The sequence below is a fragment of the Kocuria massiliensis genome (assembly GCF_900169715.1).
GTDB lineage: Bacteria > Actinomycetota > Actinomycetes > Actinomycetales > Micrococcaceae > Rothia > Rothia massiliensis.
This window is the reverse complement of record NZ_LT835159.1, coordinates 14,911-40,195: the sequence shown is the minus strand read 5'-3', so window position 1 is coordinate 40,195 and position 25,285 is coordinate 14,911. Positions and strand designations below refer to the sequence as shown.

Sequence of the window (25,285 nt, the reverse complement as noted above, 5' to 3'; positions counted from 1 at the left end):
CGTGCGGGGCCGCAGGCCTGAAATATCGGAGCGGTGAGACTCACAGTGTGGGTCTCACCGCTCACGTTGTACATCGTTGATGTAGCCAGGATTAGACGATCGGGTTCTCCAAGGTCCCGGTGTAAATCAAAGATCCCGAAGCATCCTGAAGATCCACCATTTCCAAGGTGTTCCGCAACTGGAGCCGGTTCAGGCACGAGTGCCGGAATTCGGGCACGTCCAGGTCCAGCGCGCGCCGTCGCGGTAGCCCCTCGGCCCGGTACGCGTCGATGACTTCGCGGACGATCCGCCAGAAGTCTTCCTGGCCGAGCACGCCGTCCGCGTGGAGGATCCCCACCAGATGCCGGAGCACCCCGCCGAAGACGTCGGTAAAGATCAGCTGGGCGGCCTCGGCGTCGTCGATCACGTGGCGCATTCGAGAGATCTCCTCCGGCAGTTCGCGCTCGCCGATGATCGCAGCCTCTTCACCGATGTCCTTCATGAAAGCACCAGTCACCCGGCCTTCCCTCACGCGAAGAATGAGATTCTCGCCGTGAGGCATGAACGCGAGGTCGTGAACCTCGAGGCAGTGGAGTACCGGCACCAGGTAGGCCTGAAGGTATTCGCGAATCCATGCGGCGGGTTGGAGCCCGGATGTTTTCATCAACTCCACGACGACCGGCCGACCCTGTACATCCCGGTGCAACAGGGAAGCCATCGTGATGATCCGTTCACCCTCCGTCAGCTTGGGCAAGGGGCTCTCGCGCCAGAGGGCGGCCAACATTTTCTGCTGGTCGGACTTGGTTTCGGTGCTGTGGTAGGCATCCCCGGTATAGCCAACGGAAGCGTGCTCGCGCAGAACATCAAAGTTCGCGTTGCGAAGCGTCGGGTCACCGCGCACGAGATCGGCCACCCAATCGTTGATCGCCGGAGTCGCCCGCATGTACGCGGGGGATAGTCCACGCAAAAAGCCCATGTTCTGGATGGACAGCGCCGTCTTGATGTAGGAACGCTCGGGATGGCTCCTGTTAAAGGCGGTGCGGATCGATTGTTGCGGTTGGTACCAGTCGGGTGCCTCACCCAGAACCACGAGTCGATGCGCGGCGATATCCGGGGCAAAGCTAATGGCGATGCGATGCTGGAATTGCCACGGGTGCACGGGGATCCACACATACTCCTCGGGGTTAAGGCCGAGGTTCTCGAGTCGGGTGCGGAACTCCCGGCGAGTCTGCTCGGTCAGCTCCTCGGACCAGTGCTCATCCGCCGTGCTCGACGCCGAAACCTCCAGGACCGCGTGCTCCTTTTGGGCCGCGACCCAAACATAGCGGAAACGGGCGCCCGCTTCTGGGGCGAAGCTTCGGAAATCTTTCAATCCAAACCCGATACGGCCATTGGTTGCCACGAAACACGGGTGACCCTCCGTCATCGCCGCCTCGACCTGCTGAAAATCCGCGGCGACGTCGTCCCGCCGGCCTTGGGCCAGCTGGCGGGAATTCGGTCCGCCCCGGTAGTTCTTGAAAGCCGCGCTCGCGAGAGTCGAGGCGAGCTCTTCCAGGTAGGTGCCGAGGAGTCGGTCCGGAACGCCGAGTTCGCTGTGAAGCTGGGCGATGAATTCTTGGGCGTCGAGGGAGAGCCGCTCCGAGGTCGCCGGGTTGAGATGAACGAGTGAGGCTTCGTCAATCACCCAGTGATGGAGCTTCAAAATGTCGGCACGGTATTGGTACACGGTCCCGTCCGGCATTGGGGTCTCCCACAGCCCCTCCGAAATTTCACGCGACTCGATCAAGTGCTCGTGGTTAAACTCCTGGAGAGCCTTGGCCAGAATGTGCCGTTGGGCCGGTTCCATCATGGCCGGAGAGAGGTGCGGCGTGGGGTCGGTCGGGGCCGGGCGGCCGGCGTCGTCGGCATCGAGAATGCTGAGGGCCGCGACCTTGCCCGGCAGATCCACTTCCCGCAGGAACCGGAACCCTACCTCTCGGTTCTTTCGGGCGATGGCCTCATTGCGGGCATCCGGCTCGACGACGATGCGCCGCGCCCCCAGCTCCTGTACGCACCACTCCACGACCCGGCTCATGACGGCGCTGGTCAGCCCGTTGCGCCGTTCCGCGGGGTTCGCCGGAGGGGGAGCGACGAGCAGGTGCATGCCCAGGTCGCCTGGTTCGGCGTCGAAAACGTCCGTGAGGAGCACGCGCGCAGGATCGTAGGTTTCCACGTAAGCAAGCGGCTGATCGCGTTCGCACACGATCCAAGCGTCTTGGGCATCATCGGCGACTATCTGAGCGAGATACTCCTCGGCCTGGCTAGGGGTGATGTCTTGCATCTCCCAGTAGTGAGAGGCCGGATGGGTGAGCCACCGTGCGAGGAACCCTGCGTCGTCGGCCGGTCGGGCCGCACGAAGGGTCAGTTCCAGGGTTTTGGATGCGTGCCCAGTCTGGGGCGTCTCGGTCTGAATGCTCGTGGTCACTTGATCTCCTCCGTCGCGGCGGTGAGGCCGAAGGTTTGGAATGCGATGTCGTGTTCGATGGGGTAAACCTCGCGTCCCAAGATGTTCTTCAGAATGATCGCGTTGCGCCAGGGGCCCATGCCGAGGTCCGGTGCGGTGAGGCCATGCGTGTGTTCCTCGGCGTTCTGAACGAACAAGCGACCACCGAGGGTATCGACGTGGAATTCGAGGTCGACGTCGAAGCGTCCGGCCTCGTCACGGCGGATCAGGTGCTCCACTGGACGAAGGAACTCCGGGTCACGCGGGGCGTAGCCGGTGGCCATGATGACCTGTTGTGCGCCGCGCTGCGTCGTCGTTCCGAGCTCCTCATGGTGCAGGGACAGCACGATCTCGTCTCCGCCCGCGGAGGGCTCTGCCCCGATGACGGCGGTGTTGGTGAGCAGCGTCGTCGGGAGATCGCGCTCAAAGGACTCGCGGTAAAGGGCTTCGTAGACGTCGTCGATGGTCGTCATGCTGATGCCCTTGTAGAGCCCACGCTGCTCGCGGCCGAGCCGGTCGCGCCGAGACTCCGGGAGGGAATGGAAATGGCGAACGTATTCCGGAGAGGTGAGTTCGAGGGTGAGCTTGGTGTCCTCCATCGGGAAGAACCGAGGAGAGCGTGTGATCCAATCGAGCTGGTAGCCGTGGTTGCGCTGGTCAGAAAGGAGATCCAGGTAGATTTCTGCGGCCGACTGCCCGCTACCGATCACCGCAATCGACTCGGCGGTGACGATCTCCTCGCGTTCGTAGAGGTACCGCGAGGAATGCCGTGCGCCGGATTCGAGTCCGGAAAAGACCTCGGGAATGCGCGGTCCGGTTCCGATGCCGGTGACGACGTTCCGAGCCAGGTGCTTTTCCACGCCCTGCGCGGAGAGCGAGGTGACCAGGAAGAGATCCTCGGCTTCCACGTATTCGACCGATTCCACGCGATGTTGCCACCGGAGGTTCGGTAGCTGCCCGGCGACCCAACGGCAGTAGGCGTCATACTCGCGCCGCAGAGGGTGGAAATCCTCACGGATGTAAAAGGAATACAAGCGGCCGGTTTGCTTGAGCCAATTGAGGAAAGAGTATGGAGAAGCAGGATCCGCCATCGTCACCATGTCGGCCATGAAGGGAACCTGAATGGTGGCGTCGTCGAACATCACCCCGTGATGCCAAGCGAATCCGTCGTTCTCGTCCAGGAACAGGGCCTCGATGTCGTCGAGCGGCTCGGAGAGGCAGGCCAGACCCAGGTTGAACGGTCCGATGCCAATGCCAATGAGGTCGTAGACGTGGTGTTCCGTAGGTGCGGGGTTCATGCGTGGCTCTCCTCGGTGGGGTGGGGGAATGGGCGCGTGGTTCCGAGGCCGGTGTTGCCGCCCAGGGAAGCGCGTTCGTGTAGGTCGGCCGCCAGATCGGCGACGACGTTCAGGCGATCCATCAGGTGGTCGATCCGGACGTCGGGGTTGAGCAGGGTCAGTTTGAGGGCGGGCCTCCCGTCGAGCACGGTCTTCGCAACGAAAAGCCGTCCGGATTCCAGGAAGTGGCGGCGGATCGGGGCCACGAGAGCGTCGGCGTCCGCGTCACTCACTCCATCCGGTTGCCAACGGAAGATCACGGTGGAGAGGTCGCTTCCCGAGAGTAGGCGCAGCGTCTCGTGGCACTCCAGAAATTCGCGGGCTTCACGGGCCACATCGATGACCTGATCTATGGATTCCCCGATGGCGCGCGAACCGGTACCCCGGAGCGTCGCGAAGAGCTTGAGGGCGTCGAATCGGCGGGTGGTTTGGAGCGACTTATCCACTTGGTTGGGTTCGTCGGACTCCTCCGGGTTGAGGTAGTCGGCGTGCCAGGTCCCGAGCCGGAAATCCTGGCGATCTTGCAGGATCAGTGCCGAGGACGAGACGGGCTGGAAGAAGCCCTTGTGGAAGTCGATGGTGACGCTGCGGGCCCGTTCGATGCCTGTCAGCAACCCGCGTCGTGTCGGCGAGACCAGCAGGGCCCCGCCATAAGCGGCGTCCGCGTGTAGCCACACATCGTGGCGCTCCGCGATATCCGCGATGCGGGGCAAGGGGTCGATCCGGCCGCGGTCGGTGGTGCCCGCCGTCGCGCAGATGGCCATGGGGACCCTGCCCTCGGCGAGTGCGGCGGTCAGTCGGTGCTCGAGCGATTCGGGGTCCATGCGGCCCTCCGAATCGGAGGCCACGGTCACGACGGCATCGTCGGCCAGGCCCAACAGCAAGGCCGACTTGTCGACGCTGAAGTGGCTTTCTTCGGTGGTGAGGACGACGAGCCCCGCTTGTCTTTCGCTACGCTCCCGGCCGCTGAACCCCGCGAGGGCGGCCTGACGCGCGAGAAACAGAGCTTGAAGGTTCGATTGGGTGCCTCCGGACGTGAAGATTCCGTCGCCCTGAGCGAAGCCAATCTTTTCGGCCGCCCACGCGAGGACATGGCGCTCGATGAGGGTCGCCACGCGAGACTGGTCGTAGGTGTCGACGGAGGTGTTAACCGAAGCCAGAGCCGTTTCAGCGGCGACGGCGTTGACGTCGACGGGGCAGTTCAAATGCGCCAGATAGTCGGGGTGGTGGAACCAGACGGCTTCCTGAAGATAGAGGGAGTCGATTTCCTCGATGGCTCCGGCTCCACCGACGGGCTCGGCATCGAGGTCCACGGCGTCCACGCGCCGTCGCAGTTCGTCAAGGGGGGTTCCCGTGGCTGGGCTACTCACGTTTCGGAAATGCTCGGCCACGCGCTCGGCCATGTCGGTGACGCGGTCACGGTATTCGGTAGCCGAACCCATGCCTAAAAGGGTTCGTTGCCCCGCGAGCAAAGTCTGTGCAGAAGTCAATTTTAGGTAAGCCTATCCATAGCGAATCGGTCAACTATGAAGCTAGCAGAGGGGTGGAAGCCGAATCTAGTGGACGTCGTGCCTGATTAGATTGGCATTCGAGGCTCGAATAATGGTTGTCGAGCCGGTGGATATTAAGGGAATAAATGTGTCAGTAAATCGGTGGAGTGTGGTCCGGAGGGTTGGGTATTTGGGGGTCGCTTCGATTCTGGAATTCAGTGGGGCTGATAACGGTTTGATCAAGAATTTCGGGAGTTATTTACGCCCCAGAAGAGCCCCCGTAGATTGAAAGAGATATCCATGTCGACGGTCACGATGCGCGCGAAAGGAAACGATGCCGTGAGTCAGCAGAAGTTGGGTCAGGGCATGGCGTATGCCGCGGCGGTTCTGCTGCTCGGAGTGGTCTCGGCATTGCCGGCCGTGCTCGTGGGTCTCCTCCCGTGGATCGCCGGTATGTCAACGCTTTTGAGGCCCCTAGGGGCCGTTGTGGTCTCCGTGGTGATCTACTGGGTTGCCTATGCCGTGGAGAGTCCGGTTGAAGGAATCGTACGAGCCTACTCAGGGCATAAATTTTTGGGGACTATCGTTTCCGCGGCAATAGCTTTGTGCATTTATTGCGTGGGATACTCCATGATTTCCGGGTCCTTCTCGTACGCATTGTTGCAGGCCATCATCGTTCATCTCGTCTATGTATTGCTCTGGCGATGGGTTCGTTCCCGCCACAAGGGGACTGATCGGCGTCGGGTAACGCCTCCCGCCGATTCCGGAGACAGGCCCTCCGAGGGGTTCCCTAGTGGCACTTGACCGCAGTGTCACAATGGAAATGTGACTTGGATAAACACTTATGCCTCCGGGTGTCAGGAGGGTGTCGGCGGTCTGACCGCCGACACCAGATAGCTCTGCTCCGAGCCGGCCGTGCGACGTCGCCGACCGGCCAGTAACTCGCGCCTGAAAGCTTGAGGCCGGGCGAGGCTCGTGAAGCCTGCCCTTCGTCGCATCAGTGCGCTTTCCCCGGAGCTTCCCGCGTTGGGCGAAGCTCTACACACCACGTCACAAAGGTTTATATAGCTATGTATCACCCCACCGAATCCGAGATCCGCAAAAGCTTTTTCAACTGCACCAAGGGCGTCGCGAGTCGGCTGAACCTTCCCCAGAACCTCTCCGCAACGGATTGGGAGCGGGAAATTTTCCTCGGCTGGGTCGATCCGAAGGCCCCGCAGACTGGGTACATCGTCGTCGAAACCGAGCACGGTCTTCGAGGGATCGTTCTGCAGAAAAACACGCGCAAGCCCAAAGGTGGAGCCCAAATGTGCCAGCTGTGCATGACGTTGCACCCGAACAGTGGGGTTGCCATGTACTCCATTCAGAGCAGCAAATCCGCCAAGGACCGCTACAGCTCCGTGGGTACCTATATCTGCGATGACCTGCGGTGTAGCGATTACACCTGGGGCATCAAGAGGCCCGCCGGTGTTCGGCAGATGGAGGAAACCCTCACCCCAGAGGATCGTGCCGACCGAACTCGCCGGAATGCCATTGGGCTGATCGAACGGGTTGCGGACAAGATGTCCTAGGCCTCAGAGGTGTTCGACCCCGAGCATTCTCAGCTCGGGGTCGAACACAGTAAACTCGTGGGCATGCCCATCCAACAGCCTTCCACGCAGCACGGTTCACGGATCACAGGCCTGGGTCACTACCAGCCTGAAAAGGTCCTGACGAACTTCGACATCGCCAAGATGGTCGACACCAACGACGAATGGATCCAGACCCGAACCGGGATCGTCGAACGCCATATTGCCGCTGAGGACGAAACCGTTGCGGACATGGCCGTCGCTGCGGCTCGCATGGCCTTGGAAGACGCCGGCATTGACGACGTAGATATGGTCGTCGTCGCGAGCACCACGTCCACCGAACGCAGCCCCAATACGGCGGGACGCGTGAGCCAGCGTCTCGGGTTCTCGTCGCCGGCCATCATGGATATCAACACTGCCTGCTCCGGTTTTGAATATGCCGTGGGCATCGCCGACCAGGCTATTCGCGCCGGTTCGGCAGAGAGCGCCGTCGTGATCGGCTCAGAGACGTTAAGCAAGGTGACGGATTGGACAGATCGTCGCACGTGCATCTTGACCGCTGATGGTGCCGGCGCCGTCGTCCTCCAGAAGTCCGAGGAACCCAAGGTCAGTCAAACTCTGTGGGGCTCGGTGCCTTCCATGGCCGATGCCGTCATCATCGCCGGCGACCCCTCAACGTTCACCCAAGACGGACGCCAGGTCATGCGTTGGGCCTTCACCGACGCCGCGAAGCAGGCGCGGAAGGTCGTCGACGCCGCCGGCATGACGATCGACGAAATCGACGTCTTCGCCTTCCATCAAGCCAACCTGCGATTGATCGAACCGCTTGCCAAGGCGCTGAAAGTTACGGACGAGCAGGTATTGATTCAGGACGTCGTCGAGTCGGGGAATACCTCCGCGGCCAGTGTGCCCTTGGGGCTCTCCAAGTACTGGCACCGCGGTGATTTGCCGCGTGGAGGCATGGCGCTACTGCTGGGCTTTGGCGGTGGATTTACCTACGCGGGCCAGGTCGTTCAGCTCCCCGAGTAACCGACACGCTCTCCGGCAGATCTATTCGTAGAGATCAGTCTCGCTGGGTGGCTTGCGACGGCTCGACATGGTGGAAAAGTGGTCGCCGCCCCATAGGGTCATTGCGGCGCCGACCGGAAGAACTGCCAACCCTGGCACCCAATGCCCTACCAAGAGCAGGATGACGGGAATCACCAGGAGAAGGATTCCGATAATGCGAACGGTATTTGCCATGGTGGATCGCGCTTCCTTCAGGGTTAATCAGTTGTTGCGGGACTGCTTATTGCGCATGAGGTCGAGCGCGACCATTCCTCCGATCAGGCCGAGCCGGTCGAGGGGGCGAACGTCTGGGCGGATTTCCAGGGCGTAACGACTATGGCCCAGGAGTCCTCGACCGAACCCTGCCCATTTGCGGGTTGCGCGGGCGATTTCGACGCTGTCGACGTCGGCGGCAAACTCCATCGAGAATGGCTTGCCGGAAAGTGTGATGGTCGAGGCGCCGGAGATTTCGACCGTCGCCCTCAGCGCCATGACCGTGAATCGCTTTCTGATGAGGGCAAATTGCTGGCCGTTGGGATCAGCGAGCTGATATGAATCCCGCATGAAGTCCATGGGATCGGTGATGCCCATGAGGAACTGACCCGCGGCATCGACGACCGTAAAGGATCGGCTTCCGACGAGCCAGCGAGGCCCGGCGTCGTTGGTTGTGCTCACGGTGGCCAGGGAGGCTCCGGACTCGTCCAAAATGTCGAAGTCGTTGGACATGAATCCGGTGACCTGTTGCATCACCAGGGTGTTTCGTTCGAGGAGTGGTGACCGCGGGGGTCCACCAGGCTGTGGCATGTGTTGTGGTTCCATGCCTTAGATTATGGGTTATTTCTTCTGTTCATGGGGGTATGATCCATGAATCTACTGAGGGCCTCAAAGTATCTGGGCTGCGTGGTCCTTCCGGTGCGGTTGCCCCTTTCCGTGCAGGAAGAATGTCGCGACGTCGCACGTCAGGTTGTGAGCAGACGTTGCGTCGGCCATCGTCACTCCTCCCCAGAAACAGCCGGCTCTCGTAGTATTGAACCCGCGGGTACGCCGAGCCCATCGTGCCGAGACGCGTGAACCATAACCGGACGAACAGAGGAACACCCATGGCACAAGCATCTCGCGAGGTCGAAAGGCCACAGGGCGGATCCACTGCCGACTACGGCATCGAGCCTCCTGCGCCTAAGCAGTTGTGGAAAGATTCTTTTGGTCGCGCCGCGATTCGCGGACTCCAGATCTTGATCGTGGCAGGCACGGTGGCCCTGGGGATTTGGCTGGTGGTCACCCTGAAATTGGTGACCCTCCCTCTGCTGCTCGCGCTCATTATCGCCAGCGCCATGCACCCGATCATTCGGATTCTCCGCCGGGCGCGATTCAACCGTGTTTGGGCCGCTATTACCGCATTGCTGGCGATCATCTTGGCTCTTGCGGCCGTGATTTCTTCGGTGGTTATGACGGTCATTTACGAATGGTCCGACCTGGCCGTGCAGGCACAACAAGGCGTGGACAAGCTGTTCACGATTCTTGAGGGTTGGGGTATTCCCCTGGATAACACGCACATTCAGGAATATCTCCACAAGGCGACCGGGTACCTCCAGACGCACGACGCCAGCACCAGCGCCGTCGAAGGCTTCACCGTGGTCACCGAGCTGATCACCGGGGCGTTGCTCATGGTCGTGATGCTGTTCTTCTTCCTCTTGGACGGCCCCCGAATGTGGCAGTTTATTCTGAGTTTTGTTCCGGCTCGTCTGACGCACCGGGTCGACGCCGCAGGTCACGCCAGCGTGCATGTGCTTGGCCGGTACATCCGAGGAACGGTCATCATTGCCGGATTCGCGGCTATCGTCGACCTCATCGCCATGCTCATCATGAAAGTGCCCCTGGCATTCCCCCTGGCTGCGATGATTTTCCTGAGTGCATTCATCCCCATCGTCGGTGCGTTGGTCACGGGAATTGCGGCAGCTCTGGTGGCCTTGGTGGCGGCGGGTCCGGCCGCTGCGATCGTGTTGGTGTGCGTGGTGGTCGTGGTCAACCAGGTGGAGCATCACGTTCTACAACCCAAGGTCATGGGTTCTGCGTTGAGTCTGCACGGAATTGTGATCATCAGCGCCTTGGCTATTGGTGCTCACCAGGGTGGCGTTGCAGGTGCTCTGCTATCGGTCCCGTTGAGTGCGGTGATCTGGGCCAGTTTCAAGGCATTCCGAAGCACCCGTGGAATGGTTCCGCAAGAGTCCAACGCCGAACCATCCTCAGATGCGGGAGCGCCTGAGGAGCTGGAGGCCGAATAACCGAGCACGACGTCGCATTGCTCGGGCGGCATCTGTAATCGCCGTGTGAATAGTGTGCGGTGCATCAACCGGAAATAATTAGAATTTTGAGTACCATGTGTTTCGCGGATCCTCAGTAGGGGGATCCGCCCACGGTAGATGTCGGTGCTATCCATGCCCGATGCGTACCGGGGTTCATTCTGTCGCCTATTTGAAGCACCTTTTGAACGAAACATGACAACACTGAATAATCCATCTCCCGAGTCCTCGGGGATTAGTCGACGTACCGTTGCTCTCGGCGCCGCATGGTCCTTGCCCTTGATGACCGCGGCTGCATCGGTTCCTGCGCAGGCTGCGAGCTCACACTGCAATCCAATCGTCATTTACGACGGCGACATTCGGTATCACTGGGGCGACGTCGGCAACTATGGAACAACCACGCAGGTTTTGCGTACCAGCGGCGGAAACGTGACCATCGTGAATCTGCCGCACGATGTCACCGTCGAAATGGTCGTTATCGACAATTACATCCAGCGTCGCGCATCTGAATACTCCCCAGGTCCGGGAGCGTTGGAGCCAGACCATCGGTTGGCAACGTTCAGCGGAGAGCACGCCGGAACCAGACCGGGAAATTCTTGGGAAGCACGTCAGAATAACACCACGAATAACAGTTATGAGTTTGACGTCACCGCCATGTATCCCACCCGAGCGAGTGGATTTGATCCGTACGTCGTCCTGTCGAATCCCCGCGACGGGGTGCCCGTCAGGTTCAGTGACGGAAACGTCACCAGGGCGTGGAAAATGAGGTACACCTGGAACGCATGGCGCAATAGGCTCCCCGTGTATTCGCCAGGACAAGGCGGGTGTAAGAATTTCTCTACGGGATGGTCGGGGCACTTCAACGTGACCTATCGGGACTTGCCCCGAACGTATAGGTATCAGGGCTCGGCACCCTTGGCCCGGGCGGAAATAACCGCAACCCTGAGCAATGGTCAGAAAGTCTACGGATCGGTTTCCAGTTAATGACCCCACGCGGTCGAGGCCTCTACGGCGCTTTCGGGGTGTGGGTGGAGGTCTCGACCGCTTGTTCGCGACGTAGATCCTTGCGCGGATTCGGCCTCAGATCATGAGGCTGACAGGCTCCATGGGCGACCCACCCCTTGGTGTTGCTCGATCCTCGGCGGAATGTGGCGAGAGATTCGGGAAAGAAACAAAAACCCCTTTAGTTTCAAGGGTTTTCCACAGATTTTGGTGTTTTGGGGAAATCAAAAACTTGGTGTCATGAACGCGAAAACGATATGTCGTGGCATAGATTATTCTGTGATCATTCCTGATCTCGAAAACTCGCACTCAAGAATCACAGAGGACCCCCATGCGTCATCGCATCAACACCGCCCTAACGACGGCTTTGGCCGTCTCCGCCCTGTCTCTCGGGACGCTGACCGCGCCGGCCCAGGCGGCAGAGGCTTACCCCGTGCACGGAGCCATCGCCAGCGCTTACCAAGACCCCGAGGTCAAGGCCGAGATGGGAGCCGTGGCCGGAAACGAAATCAGGTGGTCCAACGGCGTCGCGTCCCAGGACTTTGACGGCGGAACCATGTACTGGGTCGCCGACGCACCGGTCATCGCGGTCAAGAACGGGGCAATTCTCTCGTTCTATAAGCAGAACGGCGGTCCGGGCTCCAAGTATGGCCGTCCCATGTCCCCGGAAGAGCCTTATCAGGCCGGCCAGCGCGTGAAGACCTACAACAAAAATACCGGTCAATGGTATTGGCTGACGTGGTCCCCGAATACGGGCGTCGTCCCGGTGCTGACCACCGGAGGCATTGGTGGCTACTGGGAGCGCAATATCGCACGCCTCGGCTCCCCAGTCTCCCCCGAGACTTGCACCGACAACGGTCAAGCATGCTCCCAGACCTTCTCTCGTGGAACCGTGACCTGGTCGGTTAAGACGCCAACCAGCGAGGTGCGCGGCGGGTTTAACGTCTACTACGTGAACTCGGGTGCGGCCCGTGGCCCTCTCGGGGCAGCGCTCGGGAACGAGACGCCGATGTCCAGCGGCGGTGCGGAGCAAAAATTCGTGTCCGTGGATGGCTTGTCCCAGTCCCTCATCTGGAACCCCAAGAGGGCGAAGGCAAGTGCGGTGCTGACCAACGGCGGGATCAACGGGGTGTGGCGCGAATTCGGTCGTGAGCGCGGAGGCCTAGGCTTCCCGGCCTCGGATGAAATTTCCCTGACGGCTCAGAATGGCGTGTACCAAGATTTCGACGGCGGCAAGATCTACTGGTCCCCCGCGACTGGCGCCCAAAAGATTCAGTGGGGCGGAATCTACAGCAAGTGGGCCGACGAGGGATGGGAGAACGGTAGCTGGGGATACCCGACGTCGGGATCCTGGCAGTCGAACGGCAAGTGGATCCAGAATTTTCAGGGCGGCCAGGCCGTGCAGAATTCCGATAACACGGTGACCTTCACCGCGTGGGCGCGAAAATAGGCGGTAGTGCGAAGGGCATCCCGATGCTCCACGTGAGGTGGAGGGGAATCGGGGAGGCCATGTGGGCGGAGCGTCGCGCCTTCTAGTGCGCGACGTTCCCCGATGGGGCCTTGGCCGCCCGGAATTGAGGGCTCGGCGCGCTGCGATCGTGTGTCTCGGGGCCTTTGGGCCGGTGGGCGGTGAGCCGATGCCAAGTAGAGCTCCTCCTGCTCCATTTCGCCTCCACCACGGAGGTGAGGGCGAGGGCCATTCCGATGCCGATCATGGTTCCGGCCAGGGTGTCGGTGAACCAGTGCACGCCGAGGTAGAGCCGCGATCCACAGACCACAGCGACCACGAAGGCTGCGATACCCCAGGTCAGCGACTTGGACCTTGCCCGTTGCTGTAGCTCGTGGGTGATCACCCATGCCGCCGCGAAGGCCAGGGCAGCGGTCCCCGTTGCGTGTCCGGAGGGGAAGCTGAAGTCCACCTCGTTGACCAGGTGGTCGATGAGCGGTGGCCGGGATCGTTGGAATAGCAGTTTAAGCACGTAGGTAACGAGAGCCGAGGCCGCCACCGAGCAGAAAATGTAGGCCGCCGACTTCCACATTCCCGTGCGCCACCACAGCACCAGCGCAACGACAACCGAGATCGCGATCGTGCCGACCGGGCTGAAGACGTTGGTGACCATGGTCATCCATGCTGTGAAGGCCGGCGTGCGGTTCTCGATGAACTCGTCCAGGATCTTGGTGTCCCCCGCGGTAACGTCCGTCGTGTGGACGATGGTACCGATGGTCGCGGCGAGGATAACCATGACGGCTCCGACCAGCGCACGCTTAGCCGGAGACAAGGTGATTGTGTGCATGGATTGATTGGACCACGGGTTGCTATCAATCAGCTGTGATTATTCGTGAAGGTAGCCAGTAAACCAGGGAGTGAGCACTGGACCCGTTCACGACGGCTTGAGTCTGACCTTCTTTGGGCGCCATGGAGCGGGTGTGGAAGTGTTGGTGGTTCGCATTGCGAACGCGTGTTCGACTTGTGTTCTCCGCCACGTTTAGGCTGATGCGAGTTCTATCACCACCGGTCTAAAGGTCAGGTTCATGTCTACGTCTTCCGCTGCCGACACCGCTGTCCAGCCGGGCAAATCCCCTGGGCGCGCCGCGTTCGCTGGGTGGATCGGTTCCGCGCTCGAATATTACGATTTCGCGGTCTACGCGACCGCCGCCGCGGTCGTGCTCAACCACATCTTCTTCCCCGAAGGGAACGCCGCCGCTGCCGTCCTCCAATCGATGGGCGTCGCCGGCGTCGCCTACGTGGTGCGACCGTTCGGCGCGCTGATCATGGGGCCGCTCTCGGACAAGCTCGGACGCAAGTTCGTGCTCATGATGACCTTGTTCCTCATCGGCGGGGCGACCTTCGGCATTGGGTGCCTGCCAACCTACGGGTCCGTCGGAATGCTCGCGCCGATCCTGCTGATCCTGTGCCGGGTCGTTCAGGGTCTGTCGGCGGCCGGCGAGCAAGCCTCAGCCATCTCGATGTCCCTCGAGCATGCCCGCGATGACCAGCGAGGGCTCATCACCAGCTGGTCACTTCAAGGCACCCAGGCGGGATCTCTGCTGGCCACCGCGGTGTTTATCCCTTTCACCTCTTTTCTGTCCGAGGAGCAGCTCTTCGCGTGGGGATGGCGCGTGCCGTTCTGGCTGTCGGCGTTCGTGGTCCTTGCGGCGTATCTGATCCGGCGCAAGCTCGAAGAACCCCCGGCCTTCGAGAAGATGGACAAAGAGGAATCTGTTCTGGACAACGCGGCGCCCCTATCCATCGCGTTTCGGTACCATAAGTCCGCGATTCTTCGCGTGGCGATCTGTGCCCTGGTGAATACCCTCAACGTCGCATTTACGGTCTGGGCGATCTCTTACGCGACCAACGGCGTCGGGATCCCGCGCTCGACGATGCTGTGGGTTCCCGTGGTGTCCAACGCGGTGGGGCTCGCGGTCATCCCGCTCTCGGCCATGGTCTCCGACGGGGTGGGGCGAAAGCCCGTGTTCGTGGCCGGGGCGTTGCTCTCCGGGGCGACGATGTTCCCGTTCCTATCGGCCGTCTCTCACGGGAACATCCCGCTGATCTTCGTCTTCGGTGCCCTGATGCACGGTGGCTTCTACTCCTTCTCGAACGCCACCTGGCCGTCTTTCTACGCCGAGATGTTCCCGACCAACGTCCGATCGACCGGTCTGGCCTTGGGAACCCAAGTGGGCTTCGCTCTGTCGGGAGGTTTCGTCCCCGTCATTGCTGCGGCCCTGAATGGCCAGAACATGGATAACTGGGTCTTGCCGGCGATCTTCGTCTTCGTGGTGGGTCTGTGCGTGGCCGCCGTCGCGATGACGGCCAAGGAAACCGCGCGTCGCCCGTTGACCGACATCGACAGTCTGCACATGTCTCGCACCGAAGCCCTCGAAGTGGTGCGGCTTGATCAGAAGGTCAAGGTCACGGTTCAGGAAGCTCCCCGCGACTGAACGGGATCGGCACGAACAAGGCCGGTTCGACGAATCATTCATTCGCCGAACCGGCCTTTTTATGCCCGGGCCCGTGAACGCCTAGAGCGAGTGGGTGTACTGGGCGGACATGCGGACGGGGGCGTTCGGTGCGCCGTACCCGGTGTAACCGTTGATCCGCTGCACTACCTCGAAGAACAGGCTCCCGACCGTCTGCGTGTAGAAGTGCAGGAATTCTCCGCGCTCGTCACGGTCGTAGAGCAGATCCAGCTCCTCGAGCTCGCGAATCTTTTCCTCAGGAAGACCGAATCGCGCTCGCAGATCCTCGTAGTAATTGTGGGGGATGCGGAGAAAACGCAGCCCCGAGGCCTGGGCCCTCCGGGCGAGGCCGACGACGTCGCGGCAGGAGAAGGCGACGTGTTCGACGTCGGGATCCTTCCGCAGATCCGGTGCCACATTCAGGGGAAGCCGTACCGAGCCGGCGTCGTTGCGGACCACTTGCGAGCTGACTAGCCCATTGGGCCCCGGGACGTCCTGGGACGGCTGGACGCTCAGGCCGAGGGCCGCGCGGTAGAACAGCACGGATTCGGGGTAGTGATGCTTGGGCTGTGCCAGGTTCACGTGGTCGATCCCGGTGATCAGCGGTTCGCCGATAGCGGGACCGGCCGTGGTTGCGGCATCACGATGGTCTGGCCAGGAGAACTCCTCGATCCAGCGGTCGCCACCGTCCGAAGCAGGTGGGCAGAAGAAGACTTCGGTTCCGTCCGGGGCCAGATACGCCGGGAAGTGCTGTTCACCCTCGCGCGTGACGCGTGGAACCTCCGGAACTTTGAGGGCGGTTGCGTGCGCCGCGGCCGCGGTCGGGTGCTGAACCTCGAATCCTAGCGAGGCCATCGTGGGTTCGTCGGAGGCTCCCGGTTCTTCGTTAATGACCACGCGTGCCCCGCCCTGTTCCCAGAGCTGTACCGGCTTACTGGTGTGACGCCCCCGATGTTCGAAGCCTAGGTGCATCAGGAGGATTTCGATCTGTTCGGTTTCTTGGCCACGTACCTCGGCCCAAGTCAGGCCCTGGGGGATGGCGGCACCGGGCAGCCGGGTCAGTTCCCCGACGCGGGCCGCAGCCCGGGTCGTCACGGCGTTCGTTCCGGTCGAAGCCTCCAGCGCGCGTGCCGTCTGATCTTGGAGCCACACCAAGGAACGCAACGCGTCCACGGCCGTGCGATGCACGCGGGTCTGACGGAACGAGTCGTTGAAGATCTCGAGGGAGAGCGGTCCCGAATAGCCACCGGCGAGTAGCTTGACCATAAAGTCGACGAGTGCGAACCCGCCCTCACCAGGGAAAACGCGGAAATGGCGCGACCAAGAGAGCACATCCAGGGACATGAGCGGGGCGTCCGCGAGTTGGAGGAAAAAGACCTTGTCTCCCGGGATGTCCGGGATCGAGTCGGTGGGCCATGCCCGGGAGAGAATGTGAAAGGTATCCAGGCAGATGCCCAAGTTGTCGCGGTCGGCCGCTTCGACCAGGCGCCACGAGTGCTCGAAGTCGTTGATGAACCTGCCCCACGCGAGAGCCTCGTAGGCCAGGCGAATGCCATAGCCAGCGGCCAGATCCGCCAAGCGCCCGAGCTGCTCGGCGACGACGGCGTCGTCGTCCACGGTGGCGGTTCCCGCGTTGGAGGGAATGAGCATGAGATCCATGCCCAGGCGGTTCATGAGCCGGAATTTCTCCTCGATGCGGCGAAGGGTGTCCTCAAATACCGGTTCGGCAGTCCCTTCGGCGTCGCGGAAGGGCTGGTAGAGGTCTAGGCTCAGACCCAGCCTGTTGGCGTAGTCGCGGATCTGTTCGGGGGATTCCGGTGCAACCACGAGGTCTTGCTCAAAGATCTCGACGCCGTCGAATCCGGCCGCGGATGCGGCCCGCAGCTTCTGCCGGAGGGTCCCGGATAGGCACACGGTGGCTATGGACGTCTTCACGGTGTTTCTCCTTGTTGGTCGGCGACCAGGCGTTCAAAGTAGGTGCGCAGTTCCGCGTAGTCAGGACGCGAACCGGTGATCAGCTCGAAGGCATCGACCGCCTGCCCTACGGCCATGTAGCCGCCCGGGAGCACGCGACAGCCAAGCTGACGGCCTCGTTTAATGAGGGCCGTTTCCTGTGGGAGGTAGATGACGTCCGCGACCCAGAGCTCCGGATGGAGCAGATCCAAGTCCAGCGGGGCTCCGGGATGGTGGTGCATACCGATCGGCGTCGCGTTGATCAGGCCGGATGCCTCTGCGAGGGCTTGCGGCAGGTCATCGGCGGTCAGCGCGACGACGCTTGCTTCCGGGAACTGGCCGCTCAATTCGGTGGCGCGCTCGGCCGCACGTTGTGGATTGACGTCGAAGAGGGACAATTTGACTGCCCCGCGGGACAGGACGGCGTAGGCGGTTGCCGACCCTGCACCGCCGGTTCCCAACTGCACTACCGATGTGAGGTCGGCTCCGGGAAGGCCGGCATCTAAGGCGCTCGCGAACCCGGAGAAGTCGGTGTTGTGGCCGATCAACCGACCGTCATCGACCACCACGGTGTTGACGGCGCCAAGGCGCGCGGCATCCGGGGCGACCTCGTCGAGGTACTCGATAATCGTCTGTTTGCAGGGGAACGTGATGTTGAATGCGCTGAAGCCCACGTCAACGGCGGTTTTCAATAATTCGGGTGCCCGCTCGACGCCGTCGGGGATGGTGTCGAGATCGATGGGCCTGTAGATGTATCGCAACCCGAGCGTGTCAGCGGCTTTCTCGTGCATCGGGGCACTGAGGGTTGCGGTGATCCCGCTACCGATCAGACCAACCACATATGACTCGCCGACGAGGCTCATGAAACTCCACTTCTCGGGTAGGTTACTTGCCTCTCACGGTACTCAACCCTCCCGACGCAGAGCGCACCGATGTTCGGATCGCGCACTTTTTGCGGATGTCGATGGCTGAGCAGCGATGGGCAGCCCGGGTGCTCGAGGCGAAGGAGCACACCCCACGATCTGAAAAATCATTGCATAAGTATGTATATAAATGTCGCAGTCTGATTTCTATTCGGAAAATTCTAAGCGGCGCTAGGTCGCGGGCCGTGCATGAAGTTTGCCGAACCGGAATCTTCGCGTCGTGATGCGCGATCGCTGGAACGACGCTGATCCATGGGGTTGAGATCGTGAAAAATTGAGGAATCACGAAATCACTTGGCGGAGGATAATTTCTTGTTGCCGGGGCGGGGGAATGGGCTTATGTTTATTCAGGCTTATTTATTTTCATCGTTTCGATGACCTCCCCTGAGGAATCACTCGTGTCCCCTAAAAGGTTCATTTCGCCTGCCCTCGTGGCCCTCCTTGCCTTTATTTCATTGTTAGCTGGGCCCGTCGCGGGGTCCGCCCAAGCAGCTACGCCGTCGGTCAAAGGCGCCATCGGCGGCCTCTATTACGGAAACTCCGCCGCCCGGTCCACTCTCGGGCAACCGGTCAGCGGCGAGATCGGTGGACCCAACGGGGCCGTGTATCAGGAATTCGCCAACGGGCGGATTTACTGGTCCCCGAAAACACCGGCCATGTGGGTCCGCAACGGCGGTGTGCACGAATATTACAAGGGGCGTGGCGCGGTCGCTTCCGAGTTCGGAATGCCCATGACGCCGGTGACTTCCTACAACCAAGGCACCAACGGTTGGTATCTGAAGACCTATAACCCGAATACTCGCGCGTGGCACTGGATCACCTGGTCGAACGAGGCCGGGGCGGTTCCCGTGAAGACCACCGGAGCCATCGGCTCCTATTGGGAGTCGCATCTGAGCCAACTCGGGTATCCGTTGTCGGTCGAGGCCTGCAATGGCCCCATCTGCTCCCAGAAATTTTCGCGCGGCCAGGTCACGTGGTCATCGGCTGCTGGAACCCATGTGGTCAAGAACGGCTTCAACGCCTACTACGACCGTCAGGGCGGTGTGACCGGGGTCCTCGGCGGAGCCACTGTCGAAGAGTCGCCGCTCACGGCTGGTGGTGCCCAGCAGACCTTCCTCGGTGCCGACGGCGCCCGTCGAACAACGATCTGGCATCCCCGTCAGGGTCGAGTGGTGCTGATGAAGTCCGACGGGGCGATCTATAGCCTGTGGCGGCAACTCGGAGCCGAAAGCAGTGGTCTCGGATACCCGACGTCATCGGAAATCTCGGGCCTGCCTTCGGGAGGCGTGTACGAAGACTTCGACGGCGGCAAGATCTATTGGTCCCCGGCTACCGGAACTCAACCGATTCAATGGGGGCCGATTTTCGACGAATGGGCGCGTAATGGCTACGAGCGCGGTTCATGGGGGTACCCCACCAGCCCCTCGTGGCAGGTCAACGGCACGTGGAACCAAAACTTCCAGGGCGGTAGGGCTTCGCAAGCCCCGAACGGAACGGTCACGTGGACCCCTCGCGGGGCGAACGACGACGCCGACCTCGATAAGGCGATGGACCAGCTGGCGTCCGATGATGGGTTTGGTTCGTCCGGTTCGGCGTTGTCACAGGTGTTTAGCGGTAGCACGAGCGCGCAATACCGCCGGTACCCGGGCGGCGTCGTAGTCACGACGGCGCAATACGGTCCCGTGGCCATGGATAACCACGTTTTCGAGCTGTGGCGATCCAACGCTGGGCCGGAAGGGCTACCTCGTTCCGCGAAGCTCACTAACGGAAAGGTCTACACGACCTTCGAGAAGAATGCCCTGGCTTACTTCCCCGAGCGGGGTGACCTCGTGATGCGGACGGACACCGCGCTGAGCTCCGGGGATTCGTTCATTATCGGCGACTCCCAGACCGCCAAGGGCGGATACAACTCTTGGGTGGTCGCCGGGATAAGGCAGGCCGGGTATCGGACCAACGCGGTGTATGCGATGGGCGGTATTGGCTTCACGGGAGACTTCAGCGGTGTTGGATACGGCACGTACCGGGCCGGCGTTGTGGACAACTTCTGGCAGCTGCCCGCGGGCGACCCGTCGGTCGTATATATCGGTGGCTCTGGAAACGACCAGTGGGTTTACAACAATCCGGCCGTCATCGCGGATATCCACACGACGCTCAAGAAAATCAAGCAGGCATACCCCAATTCGAAGATTGTGATGGCCTGCCCGATCACCAAACGCACGCCGGACCATAACGACCGTAATGCACTCGCAGCCCTTGAACTTCAAGCCGCCCGAGAGGAAGGCGTGCGCACAGTCGACACCCGATACTGGATCACGGATTTCCACGTGGAGAATCTGCTCTCTGATGGGATCCACATGACCCCGGCGGGAGACGCCGCGCTTGCGCCACACATGCGTGACGCATTCGCCGCGGCGACGAGGTAGGCCCGTCTCGAGGCCACCGCAATCCCAGCGTGTGAGGGGAATTGTCCGTTCCTCGTGGCCCCATGGCAAAGACCGGCCCCCGAGCATCCGTTAGAAACTGAGCTCGAGGGCCGGTCTCCATGAAAGTTGCGGCGTGAAAGAGCCGCCGCGCGGTTAAAGGATGGCGGCTACCCCGTCCCGAATCGCCTGAATGTCCACCGTGCCTGGGCAATCGGTGGAGACCACAAAGTTGTGGGGGACAATCTGAGACTGCGGGTCCAAACCATACGTGCGACAGATCGTTGCACACAGGTTGATGGACTGGTTGTAAGTGTCTTGGGTGGGGGCACGGTTGGGATCGGCTGAATGCTCGATGCCGATGCTCCGCAGATTGAAATTCCAATCTCCGGCGTGCCAGGCGGTATCAGTCTCGGCGACGAACTGATGGACCTCGCCTTCGCCGATCCCATAGTGGGCGCTCACACCCGAGTTCGGATCCGTGAACGTGGTGTCAGCGGCGGCCAAGGTCCCGACGATGTAGTGGATGACGATGCGATCGATGGCGGTGCCCTCTCGACCGGGGGTGTAATTCGGTGACGCGATCTGAACTGCCATGGTTTATTTCCCCTTACCCATCGGGCAACTCAAAGGCCGCTTCTTGGTGCTGGTGTTTTGCGGAGTTGCCTCTGCGGCAGAGGCTGCGGGCGCGGTGATGACGGCTGCCCCGGAGGCGGCCGTAGCGACCGCACCCCACGAGAGCGCATTTCTTCTCGAAATTTCCATACGGGCAAATTACTGACGAGCCGTGGGGCGTCTCAACATTGACATACGAATGTGACGACACCGCATGTGTATTTATCCACAAACCCTCGACTTGGCGCCGAGAATTCATATTATTCAGCTAAGTTCTTGATCTCTTTCAGAGTTTGAGGAATCCCGTATTCTGCTGCTTCCCGGCGAATAGATACCTGGTTTTCAGCATCCTCCCCGAATCTTTCCGAGAAGACCTGTTCGGCTGTCTCTCCGAAATTCGTGTACTGAGTAACTCTGGTTCCGTCCCCTTCGGGCTCGAGCCGGTATCCCCAGCGAACTCGTGCCGGAATGACCTCCCACGCAAAGTGTTGGCCCGGCTCGGCGGCGACGACTTCGGACGTCGTGCTCCATTCTCTGCTGGGCGTTCGGTTGTGCCCGATGAAGGTTGATCCGACACCATGGTGGCCCGGTTCCGTCCATTCGCAGAGGTAGCACTGTTGGCTCCACTCGCCGGTTCGAGTGACGTCAGAGAGGAGGTTGTACAGAGTGTCGGGGTGCGCAGAGATATGGATGGAATGTGAGATCTCGTAGGTCATGGTTATCAGCGTAGTTTCTCCGTAAGCGACGGCGGGTAACTCGGTAGTTCGTCGAAATATTTCGAAAACGCGCCGTATCCGCCAGATGAATTTTGATGATTACCCCTGGTGTTTCAAATTCCCCAAAAATGCCGGAATTGCAGGGGACAAGAGGTGCCTCGTGACCAATACGCGAGCTTCTTCAAATATAAATACAACGGTGTGTTTCTGGACATACTGCGTGATGCTCCTCTAGCGTCGTGACCCGGCGTCCGCACGTCTTCCCCGGCGACCCCTTGGAGCGTTTTTGGCGCCCTCCGGTGAAGATCGGTGGTCTTCCCGGTATGTCACGAACGCACAAGACATCGCACTGCGAGGTATAGAAATGGTCGATCCAGGAACGCAACGCTCACGCCCGATCTCTGGGGCCCGGTTTCGAGGTAACCGCATCGCGACGATAGCCGCGGCCGCAACCGCTTTAGTCGGCCTCTCCGCCATGTTTTCCCCCGCTCAGGCGGCGTCGACCGCTCATGCCACCGATGGAATTCAAGGCCGAGATATCTCGGTCAATCAGGGCACCAACTATGACTGGCAAGGTGTTGCTGAGGCCGGCGTAAAATTCGGTCAGGCGCAGGCCACGGACGGTTTGGACTGGACCTCTCCCGCCTTCAGGCAGCAGTACAAGGCGATTGGTGATGCCGGAATGTACAAGGGCGCTTATCATTTTGCGCGTCCTCACCAGAGTGGCGGGGCCGAGCAGGCCCAGCACTTCGTCAAGAACGGAGGCGGTTGGACCGCCGACGGAAAGACGTTGCCCGGCATGCTCGATCTAGAGCCCACGCCGAGTGCCAAGACCGCCGAAGAGCAGTGCTATCACCAGTCGAAAGCTCAAATGATTCGATGGATCGATGACTTCCGCACCGAATACCAGGCCGAAACCGGCCGGCTGCCGATGATCTACACGACCACGGCGTGGTGGAATCAGTGCGTCGGAGACACCCCCGAATTCGCTGATAGCCCGTTGATGATCGCTCAATGGGGTAGCAAAACCTCAGGACAAGTCCCTCAGGCGTGGGGAGACTACGACTTCTGGCAGCACACCGAAGGCGGCGCCGGTAAGTCGAGCGTCGCGGACCGCAGCCGATTTAATGCCTCATCGGAGAAACTTGCCGACTTGGCAAGCAACCCTCAGTACGTCCCCGTGGGGCGGGCCAACGCTCAGGCATACCTGGGCTATTAGGTCATGATGAGAGGACGGCCCTAGCCATTCTCCCGACCTTCGATGCCATCGGCCTCGTCGTTGAGCTGAAAAGCGCCCTTGCCGTCGATGGCTTCCCGAATGATGTCGGCGTGACCGCAATGTCGTGCCACTTCGGTGGCAATGTGGGTGAGCATCCATCGAACTTGCCACTGCGTCACGTCCCTGGGGATCCACGGAGATTCCGGGGTCGGTACGAACGCATCAAGATCCTCGATGGCATCGAAGTTCCTCGACGAATAGTCAACGGCTTCATCGAATGCGCTGAGGGCCTCCTCGAGCGTGACGTCCGGTGCGTCGCCCTCTGCCGCTCCCCGTTGGTCCAAGAACCTTGGTCGATGGACGGTTGAGTTGCAAGCTGTGCTGACACGGTGGTCCACCACGCGGCGACACCGCCGCAGTGAAGGAGTAAACGCACGAGGCTCAGATCGGATGAGGTGGGCGTTGAGCGTGCCTGTTGATCCGTCAGTCCATGGACCGTGGTTCTGACCTGCGCCAGCTGCTGGAAGATGAAGGTCTTGAGGACATCTCGTTCCCCCTGGGCTGATGGAGTAAGGAATGCCATGATGCCGGCCTTTCGTGAGTGATGTTTTCGATTGATTCCAGTATCTGTGGATAGAGGACAGTAACTGTCCGCAAAGTTGAGAGACTGGGACCGTGAACGATCCGACGACCCGTGCGCTGAAGCTCCTCGGCCTATTTCGCCAAACCCCCATGTGGGAAGGGCGGCAACTCGCCGAGGAGCTTGGCGTGACCCCGCGAACGCTCCGTCGGGACATCGAAAGGCTCCGTGGGGCCGGTTATCGGATCAGCTCGGAGTCGGGTCATGGAGGGGGCTACGGGTTGGATCGGGGGCAGCTATTGCCCAGCCTGGCTTTGGACCAAGAAGAGGCCCTGGCTCTTACCTTGGCCCTCGAGGTTGCCTCTACTTCGGTTGCGGACAAATCCGTCTTCGAGCGGGCGAAGAGCAAAGTGGAAGACCTCCTCCCCGAATCCGCGCGACGTACCGTGAGGGGATTCCGCGCGTCGTTGGACGTCGAGGCACCCGTCGACGCGGTGCTGTCTGGCAACCTTCAGCATTGCGCGGAGGCAGCTCGCCGTCATCGTCGCCTGAGATTCCGATACGTGGATCGACGAAGAGCTCAATCAGAACGATGGGTCGAGCCATACAGTCTGATGTGGCATGGAAACTTCTGGTACCTGGGGGCTTTCGACGTCGAGAAAGAACAGTGGCGCCAGTTTCGGGTCGATCGAATGCGTGAGGTCGACGTCGGACAATGGACGTTCAGGCCGCGCCGGGACGCAGGACAAGCGCTGGATCAGTTGCGAGAACCGATGCCTTTGGCAGCCTTTGCACACATCATCGACGTCGAAATTCACTGCGGGCCGCGGGATGTTCCGTCGGAATTTCTGTGGGGTAGCGCCGAAGTACGGGAAATTGCCCCGGATCGGTGCCGGTATCGGGCAGGAACGGACGATCCAGCACGCGCCGCGTCGTATCTGGCCCGGCTCGAGCACCCGTTTGTTGTCGTGGGGGATGAGGCAGTGCGTCGCTCGGTTGTCGAGCTGGCCCAGTCGCTGGAACGGTCCGTTGAAGAGGGAAGGCCCACCGGACTAGAAAGCCAGACACCGTGAACGAGCAGCGAATTGCCGAAGCATATTCCTTGCGGGCCGCCGAGTATGCCGAACTGCTCGGCGCGATGAGTGCCGTGGCCGCGCCAGACATCGATCTCGTGAATCGGTGGTCGGCGGGCGTCTCAGGGAAAATTCTTGATCTCGGATGCGGTCCCGGGCATTGGACGGCGCACCTTGCCAGCCAAGGGAAAGCGGTCCTCGGGGTGGATCCGTCTGAGGAGTTCATTCGGCATGCGCGGAACAAGCACCCCCATCTTGATGTTCACGAGGGCGGGACCACCTGGCTGGAGCTCTCTGGCGAACAGTTTGGGGGAATCTTGGCCTGGTATTCGCTAATTCACGTCGTTCCCGAGCGCCGGGAGGGCGAATTGCGTCGGGTAGCGCATGCGTTGAGGCCCGGCGGGAGCCTTCTGATGGGGTATTTCGACGGTGACGAGAGTGTAGCTTTCGATCACGCGATCACCACCGCCTATTGGTGGCCCCGAGGCGAATTGGCAACGCTGATGCGCACGGTGGGATTACGGGTGGAGGAGATTCATCATCGTCATGACCCAGGAGCGCGACCCCACGGGGCGATCGTCGCCACGCGGGCAGGTCCGCAGAGCTGATCCTCCGCGAGGC

General features: G+C 61.1%; 23 protein-coding genes and 1 pseudogene. 11 read left to right on the top strand and 13 right to left on the bottom strand.

What is annotated here, in order from left to right; all coding sequences use genetic code 11:
- Positions 1–91: 91 nt before the first annotated feature.
- The 3 genes from B9Y51_RS00425 to B9Y51_RS00415 are packed head-to-tail and all read right to left on the bottom strand — an operon-like array spanning position 92 to position 5,288.
- Positions 92–2,443 (bottom strand): GNAT family N-acetyltransferase, encoded by a 2,352-nt coding sequence (locus B9Y51_RS00425; protein WP_085528414.1) that lies wholly within the window; start codon positions 2,441–2,443, stop codon positions 92–94.
- Positions 2,440–3,759: a lysine N(6)-hydroxylase/L-ornithine N(5)-oxygenase family protein gene (locus B9Y51_RS00420; protein WP_085528413.1), complete on the bottom strand. Its 1,320-nt coding sequence runs from the start codon at positions 3,757–3,759 to the stop codon at positions 2,440–2,442. The genes B9Y51_RS00425 and B9Y51_RS00420 overlap by 4 nt, the downstream gene beginning before the upstream one ends.
- Complete coding sequence (locus B9Y51_RS00415) at positions 3,756–5,288, bottom strand: pyridoxal phosphate-dependent decarboxylase family protein (RefSeq protein ID WP_245826005.1); 1,533 nt, start codon at positions 5,286–5,288, stop codon at positions 3,756–3,758. Before B9Y51_RS00415 ends, B9Y51_RS00420 begins: the two co-directional genes overlap by 4 nt.
- A gap of 339 nt (positions 5,289–5,627) precedes the next feature.
- Here B9Y51_RS00415 and B9Y51_RS00410 point away from each other — a divergent pair, with 339 nt between their 5' ends.
- From B9Y51_RS00410 to B9Y51_RS00400, 3 genes are all read left to right on the top strand, one after another.
- Complete coding sequence (locus B9Y51_RS00410; RefSeq protein WP_143467933.1) at positions 5,628–6,092, top strand: hypothetical protein; 465 nt, start codon at positions 5,628–5,630, stop codon at positions 6,090–6,092.
- Between the two features lie 266 nt (positions 6,093–6,358).
- Positions 6,359–6,859, top strand: a complete 501-nt coding sequence (locus tag B9Y51_RS00405) for an FBP domain-containing protein (protein ID WP_048680798.1) — start codon at positions 6,359–6,361, stop codon at positions 6,857–6,859.
- Positions 6,860–6,922: 63 nt separating this feature from the next.
- The gene (locus B9Y51_RS00400; protein WP_085528556.1) at positions 6,923–7,885 is read left to right on the top strand and encodes a beta-ketoacyl-ACP synthase III; all 963 of its coding nucleotides are present in this window, start codon (positions 6,923–6,925) and stop codon (positions 7,883–7,885) included.
- 21 nt (positions 7,886–7,906) lie between these two features.
- Here the strand turns inward: B9Y51_RS00400 and B9Y51_RS00395 are convergent, their stop codons facing one another.
- Both B9Y51_RS00395 and B9Y51_RS00390 read right to left on the bottom strand, forming a co-directional pair.
- On the bottom strand, positions 7,907–8,098 hold the full coding sequence (locus tag B9Y51_RS00395) for a hypothetical protein (RefSeq protein ID WP_048680801.1): 192 nt from the start codon (positions 8,096–8,098) through the stop codon (positions 7,907–7,909).
- A 27-nt stretch (positions 8,099–8,125) separates the two neighbouring features.
- The gene (locus tag B9Y51_RS00390) at positions 8,126–8,722 is read right to left on the bottom strand and encodes an LURP-one-related/scramblase family protein (RefSeq protein ID WP_143467932.1); all 597 of its coding nucleotides are present in this window, start codon (positions 8,720–8,722) and stop codon (positions 8,126–8,128) included.
- Positions 8,723–9,003: 281 nt separating this feature from the next.
- On the opposite strand from B9Y51_RS00390, the gene B9Y51_RS00385 reads away from it, so the two are divergent.
- The 3 genes from B9Y51_RS00385 to B9Y51_RS00375 all read left to right on the top strand — a co-directional run bounded on the left by B9Y51_RS00385 (position 9,004) and on the right by B9Y51_RS00375 (position 12,655).
- Positions 9,004–10,185, top strand: a complete 1,182-nt coding sequence (locus B9Y51_RS00385) for an AI-2E family transporter (protein ID WP_085528409.1) — start codon at positions 9,004–9,006, stop codon at positions 10,183–10,185.
- Between the two features lie 213 nt (positions 10,186–10,398).
- Positions 10,399–11,187, top strand: coding sequence for a hypothetical protein (locus B9Y51_RS00380; protein WP_085528408.1), 789 nt, complete (start codon positions 10,399–10,401; stop codon positions 11,185–11,187).
- Between the two features lie 349 nt (positions 11,188–11,536).
- Entirely contained in the window at positions 11,537–12,655 is a 1,119-nt protein-coding gene (locus B9Y51_RS00375) for an LGFP repeat-containing protein (RefSeq protein WP_085528407.1), read from the top strand.
- Positions 12,656–12,737: 82 nt separating this feature from the next.
- Here the strand turns inward: B9Y51_RS00375 and B9Y51_RS00370 are convergent, their stop codons facing one another.
- Positions 12,738–13,499 carry a phosphatase PAP2 family protein gene (locus B9Y51_RS00370; RefSeq protein ID WP_085528406.1) on the bottom strand — a complete coding sequence of 254 codons (762 nt, stop codon included), beginning with the start codon at positions 13,497–13,499 and terminating at the stop codon, positions 12,738–12,740.
- Between the two features lie 238 nt (positions 13,500–13,737).
- On the opposite strand from B9Y51_RS00370, the gene B9Y51_RS00365 reads away from it, so the two are divergent.
- Positions 13,738–15,147, top strand: a complete 1,410-nt coding sequence (locus B9Y51_RS00365; protein WP_085528405.1) for an MFS transporter — start codon at positions 13,738–13,740, stop codon at positions 15,145–15,147.
- Positions 15,148–15,228: 81 nt separating this feature from the next.
- On the opposite strand, the gene B9Y51_RS00360 is transcribed toward B9Y51_RS00365, so the two are convergent.
- Together B9Y51_RS00360 and B9Y51_RS00355 are read right to left on the bottom strand one after the other, a co-directional pair.
- Complete coding sequence (locus B9Y51_RS00360) at positions 15,229–17,100, bottom strand: sugar phosphate isomerase/epimerase and 4-hydroxyphenylpyruvate domain-containing protein (RefSeq protein WP_085528404.1); 1,872 nt, start codon at positions 17,098–17,100, stop codon at positions 15,229–15,231.
- Positions 17,097–17,981 (bottom strand): shikimate dehydrogenase, encoded by an 885-nt coding sequence (locus B9Y51_RS00355; RefSeq protein WP_085528403.1) that lies wholly within the window; start codon positions 17,979–17,981, stop codon positions 17,097–17,099. The genes B9Y51_RS00360 and B9Y51_RS00355 overlap by 4 nt, the downstream gene beginning before the upstream one ends.
- Before the next feature lie 458 nt (positions 17,982–18,439).
- On the opposite strand from B9Y51_RS00355, the gene B9Y51_RS00350 reads away from it, so the two are divergent.
- Complete coding sequence (locus tag B9Y51_RS00350; protein WP_158088213.1) at positions 18,440–20,464, top strand: SGNH/GDSL hydrolase family protein; 2,025 nt, start codon at positions 18,440–18,442, stop codon at positions 20,462–20,464.
- A gap of 153 nt (positions 20,465–20,617) precedes the next feature.
- On the opposite strand, the gene B9Y51_RS00345 is transcribed toward B9Y51_RS00350, so the two are convergent.
- The 3 genes from B9Y51_RS00345 to B9Y51_RS00335 form a co-directional block, all read right to left on the bottom strand.
- Complete coding sequence (locus tag B9Y51_RS00345; RefSeq protein ID WP_048680832.1) at positions 20,618–21,058, bottom strand: N-acetylmuramoyl-L-alanine amidase; 441 nt, start codon at positions 21,056–21,058, stop codon at positions 20,618–20,620.
- A gap of 3 nt (positions 21,059–21,061) precedes the next feature.
- A complete protein-coding gene (locus B9Y51_RS11125) occupies positions 21,062–21,226 on the bottom strand; it encodes a hypothetical protein (protein ID WP_158088212.1) in 165 nt (54 codons plus the stop codon).
- Positions 21,227–21,336: 110 nt separating this feature from the next.
- Positions 21,337–21,792, bottom strand: a complete 456-nt coding sequence (locus B9Y51_RS00335) for an SRPBCC family protein (protein ID WP_085528400.1) — start codon at positions 21,790–21,792, stop codon at positions 21,337–21,339.
- A gap of 364 nt (positions 21,793–22,156) precedes the next feature.
- Between B9Y51_RS00335 and B9Y51_RS00330 the strand changes: the two genes are divergently transcribed.
- On the top strand, positions 22,157–23,011 hold the full coding sequence (locus tag B9Y51_RS00330) for a GH25 family lysozyme (protein WP_085528399.1): 855 nt from the start codon (positions 22,157–22,159) through the stop codon (positions 23,009–23,011).
- Positions 23,012–23,031: 20 nt separating this feature from the next.
- Here B9Y51_RS00330 and B9Y51_RS11370 read toward each other — a convergent pair whose 3' ends face one another.
- Both B9Y51_RS11370 and B9Y51_RS11440 read right to left on the bottom strand, forming a co-directional pair.
- A complete protein-coding gene (locus B9Y51_RS11370; protein ID WP_281252035.1) occupies positions 23,032–23,355 on the bottom strand; it encodes a mycothiol transferase in 324 nt (107 codons plus the stop codon).
- Between the two features lie 59 nt (positions 23,356–23,414).
- Positions 23,415–23,594 (bottom strand): annotated as a pseudogene (locus B9Y51_RS11440) (mycothiol transferase); the annotation flags it as partial.
- A gap of 92 nt (positions 23,595–23,686) precedes the next feature.
- Between B9Y51_RS11440 and B9Y51_RS00320 the strand changes: the two are divergent.
- Both B9Y51_RS00320 and B9Y51_RS00315 read left to right on the top strand, forming a co-directional pair.
- A complete protein-coding gene (locus tag B9Y51_RS00320) occupies positions 23,687–24,664 on the top strand; it encodes a helix-turn-helix transcriptional regulator (RefSeq protein ID WP_143467931.1) in 978 nt (325 codons plus the stop codon).
- Positions 24,661–25,272 (top strand): class I SAM-dependent methyltransferase, encoded by a 612-nt coding sequence (locus tag B9Y51_RS00315; protein WP_065424272.1) that lies wholly within the window; start codon positions 24,661–24,663, stop codon positions 25,270–25,272. The genes B9Y51_RS00320 and B9Y51_RS00315 overlap by 4 nt, the downstream gene beginning before the upstream one ends.
- Positions 25,273–25,285 lie beyond the last annotated feature (13 nt).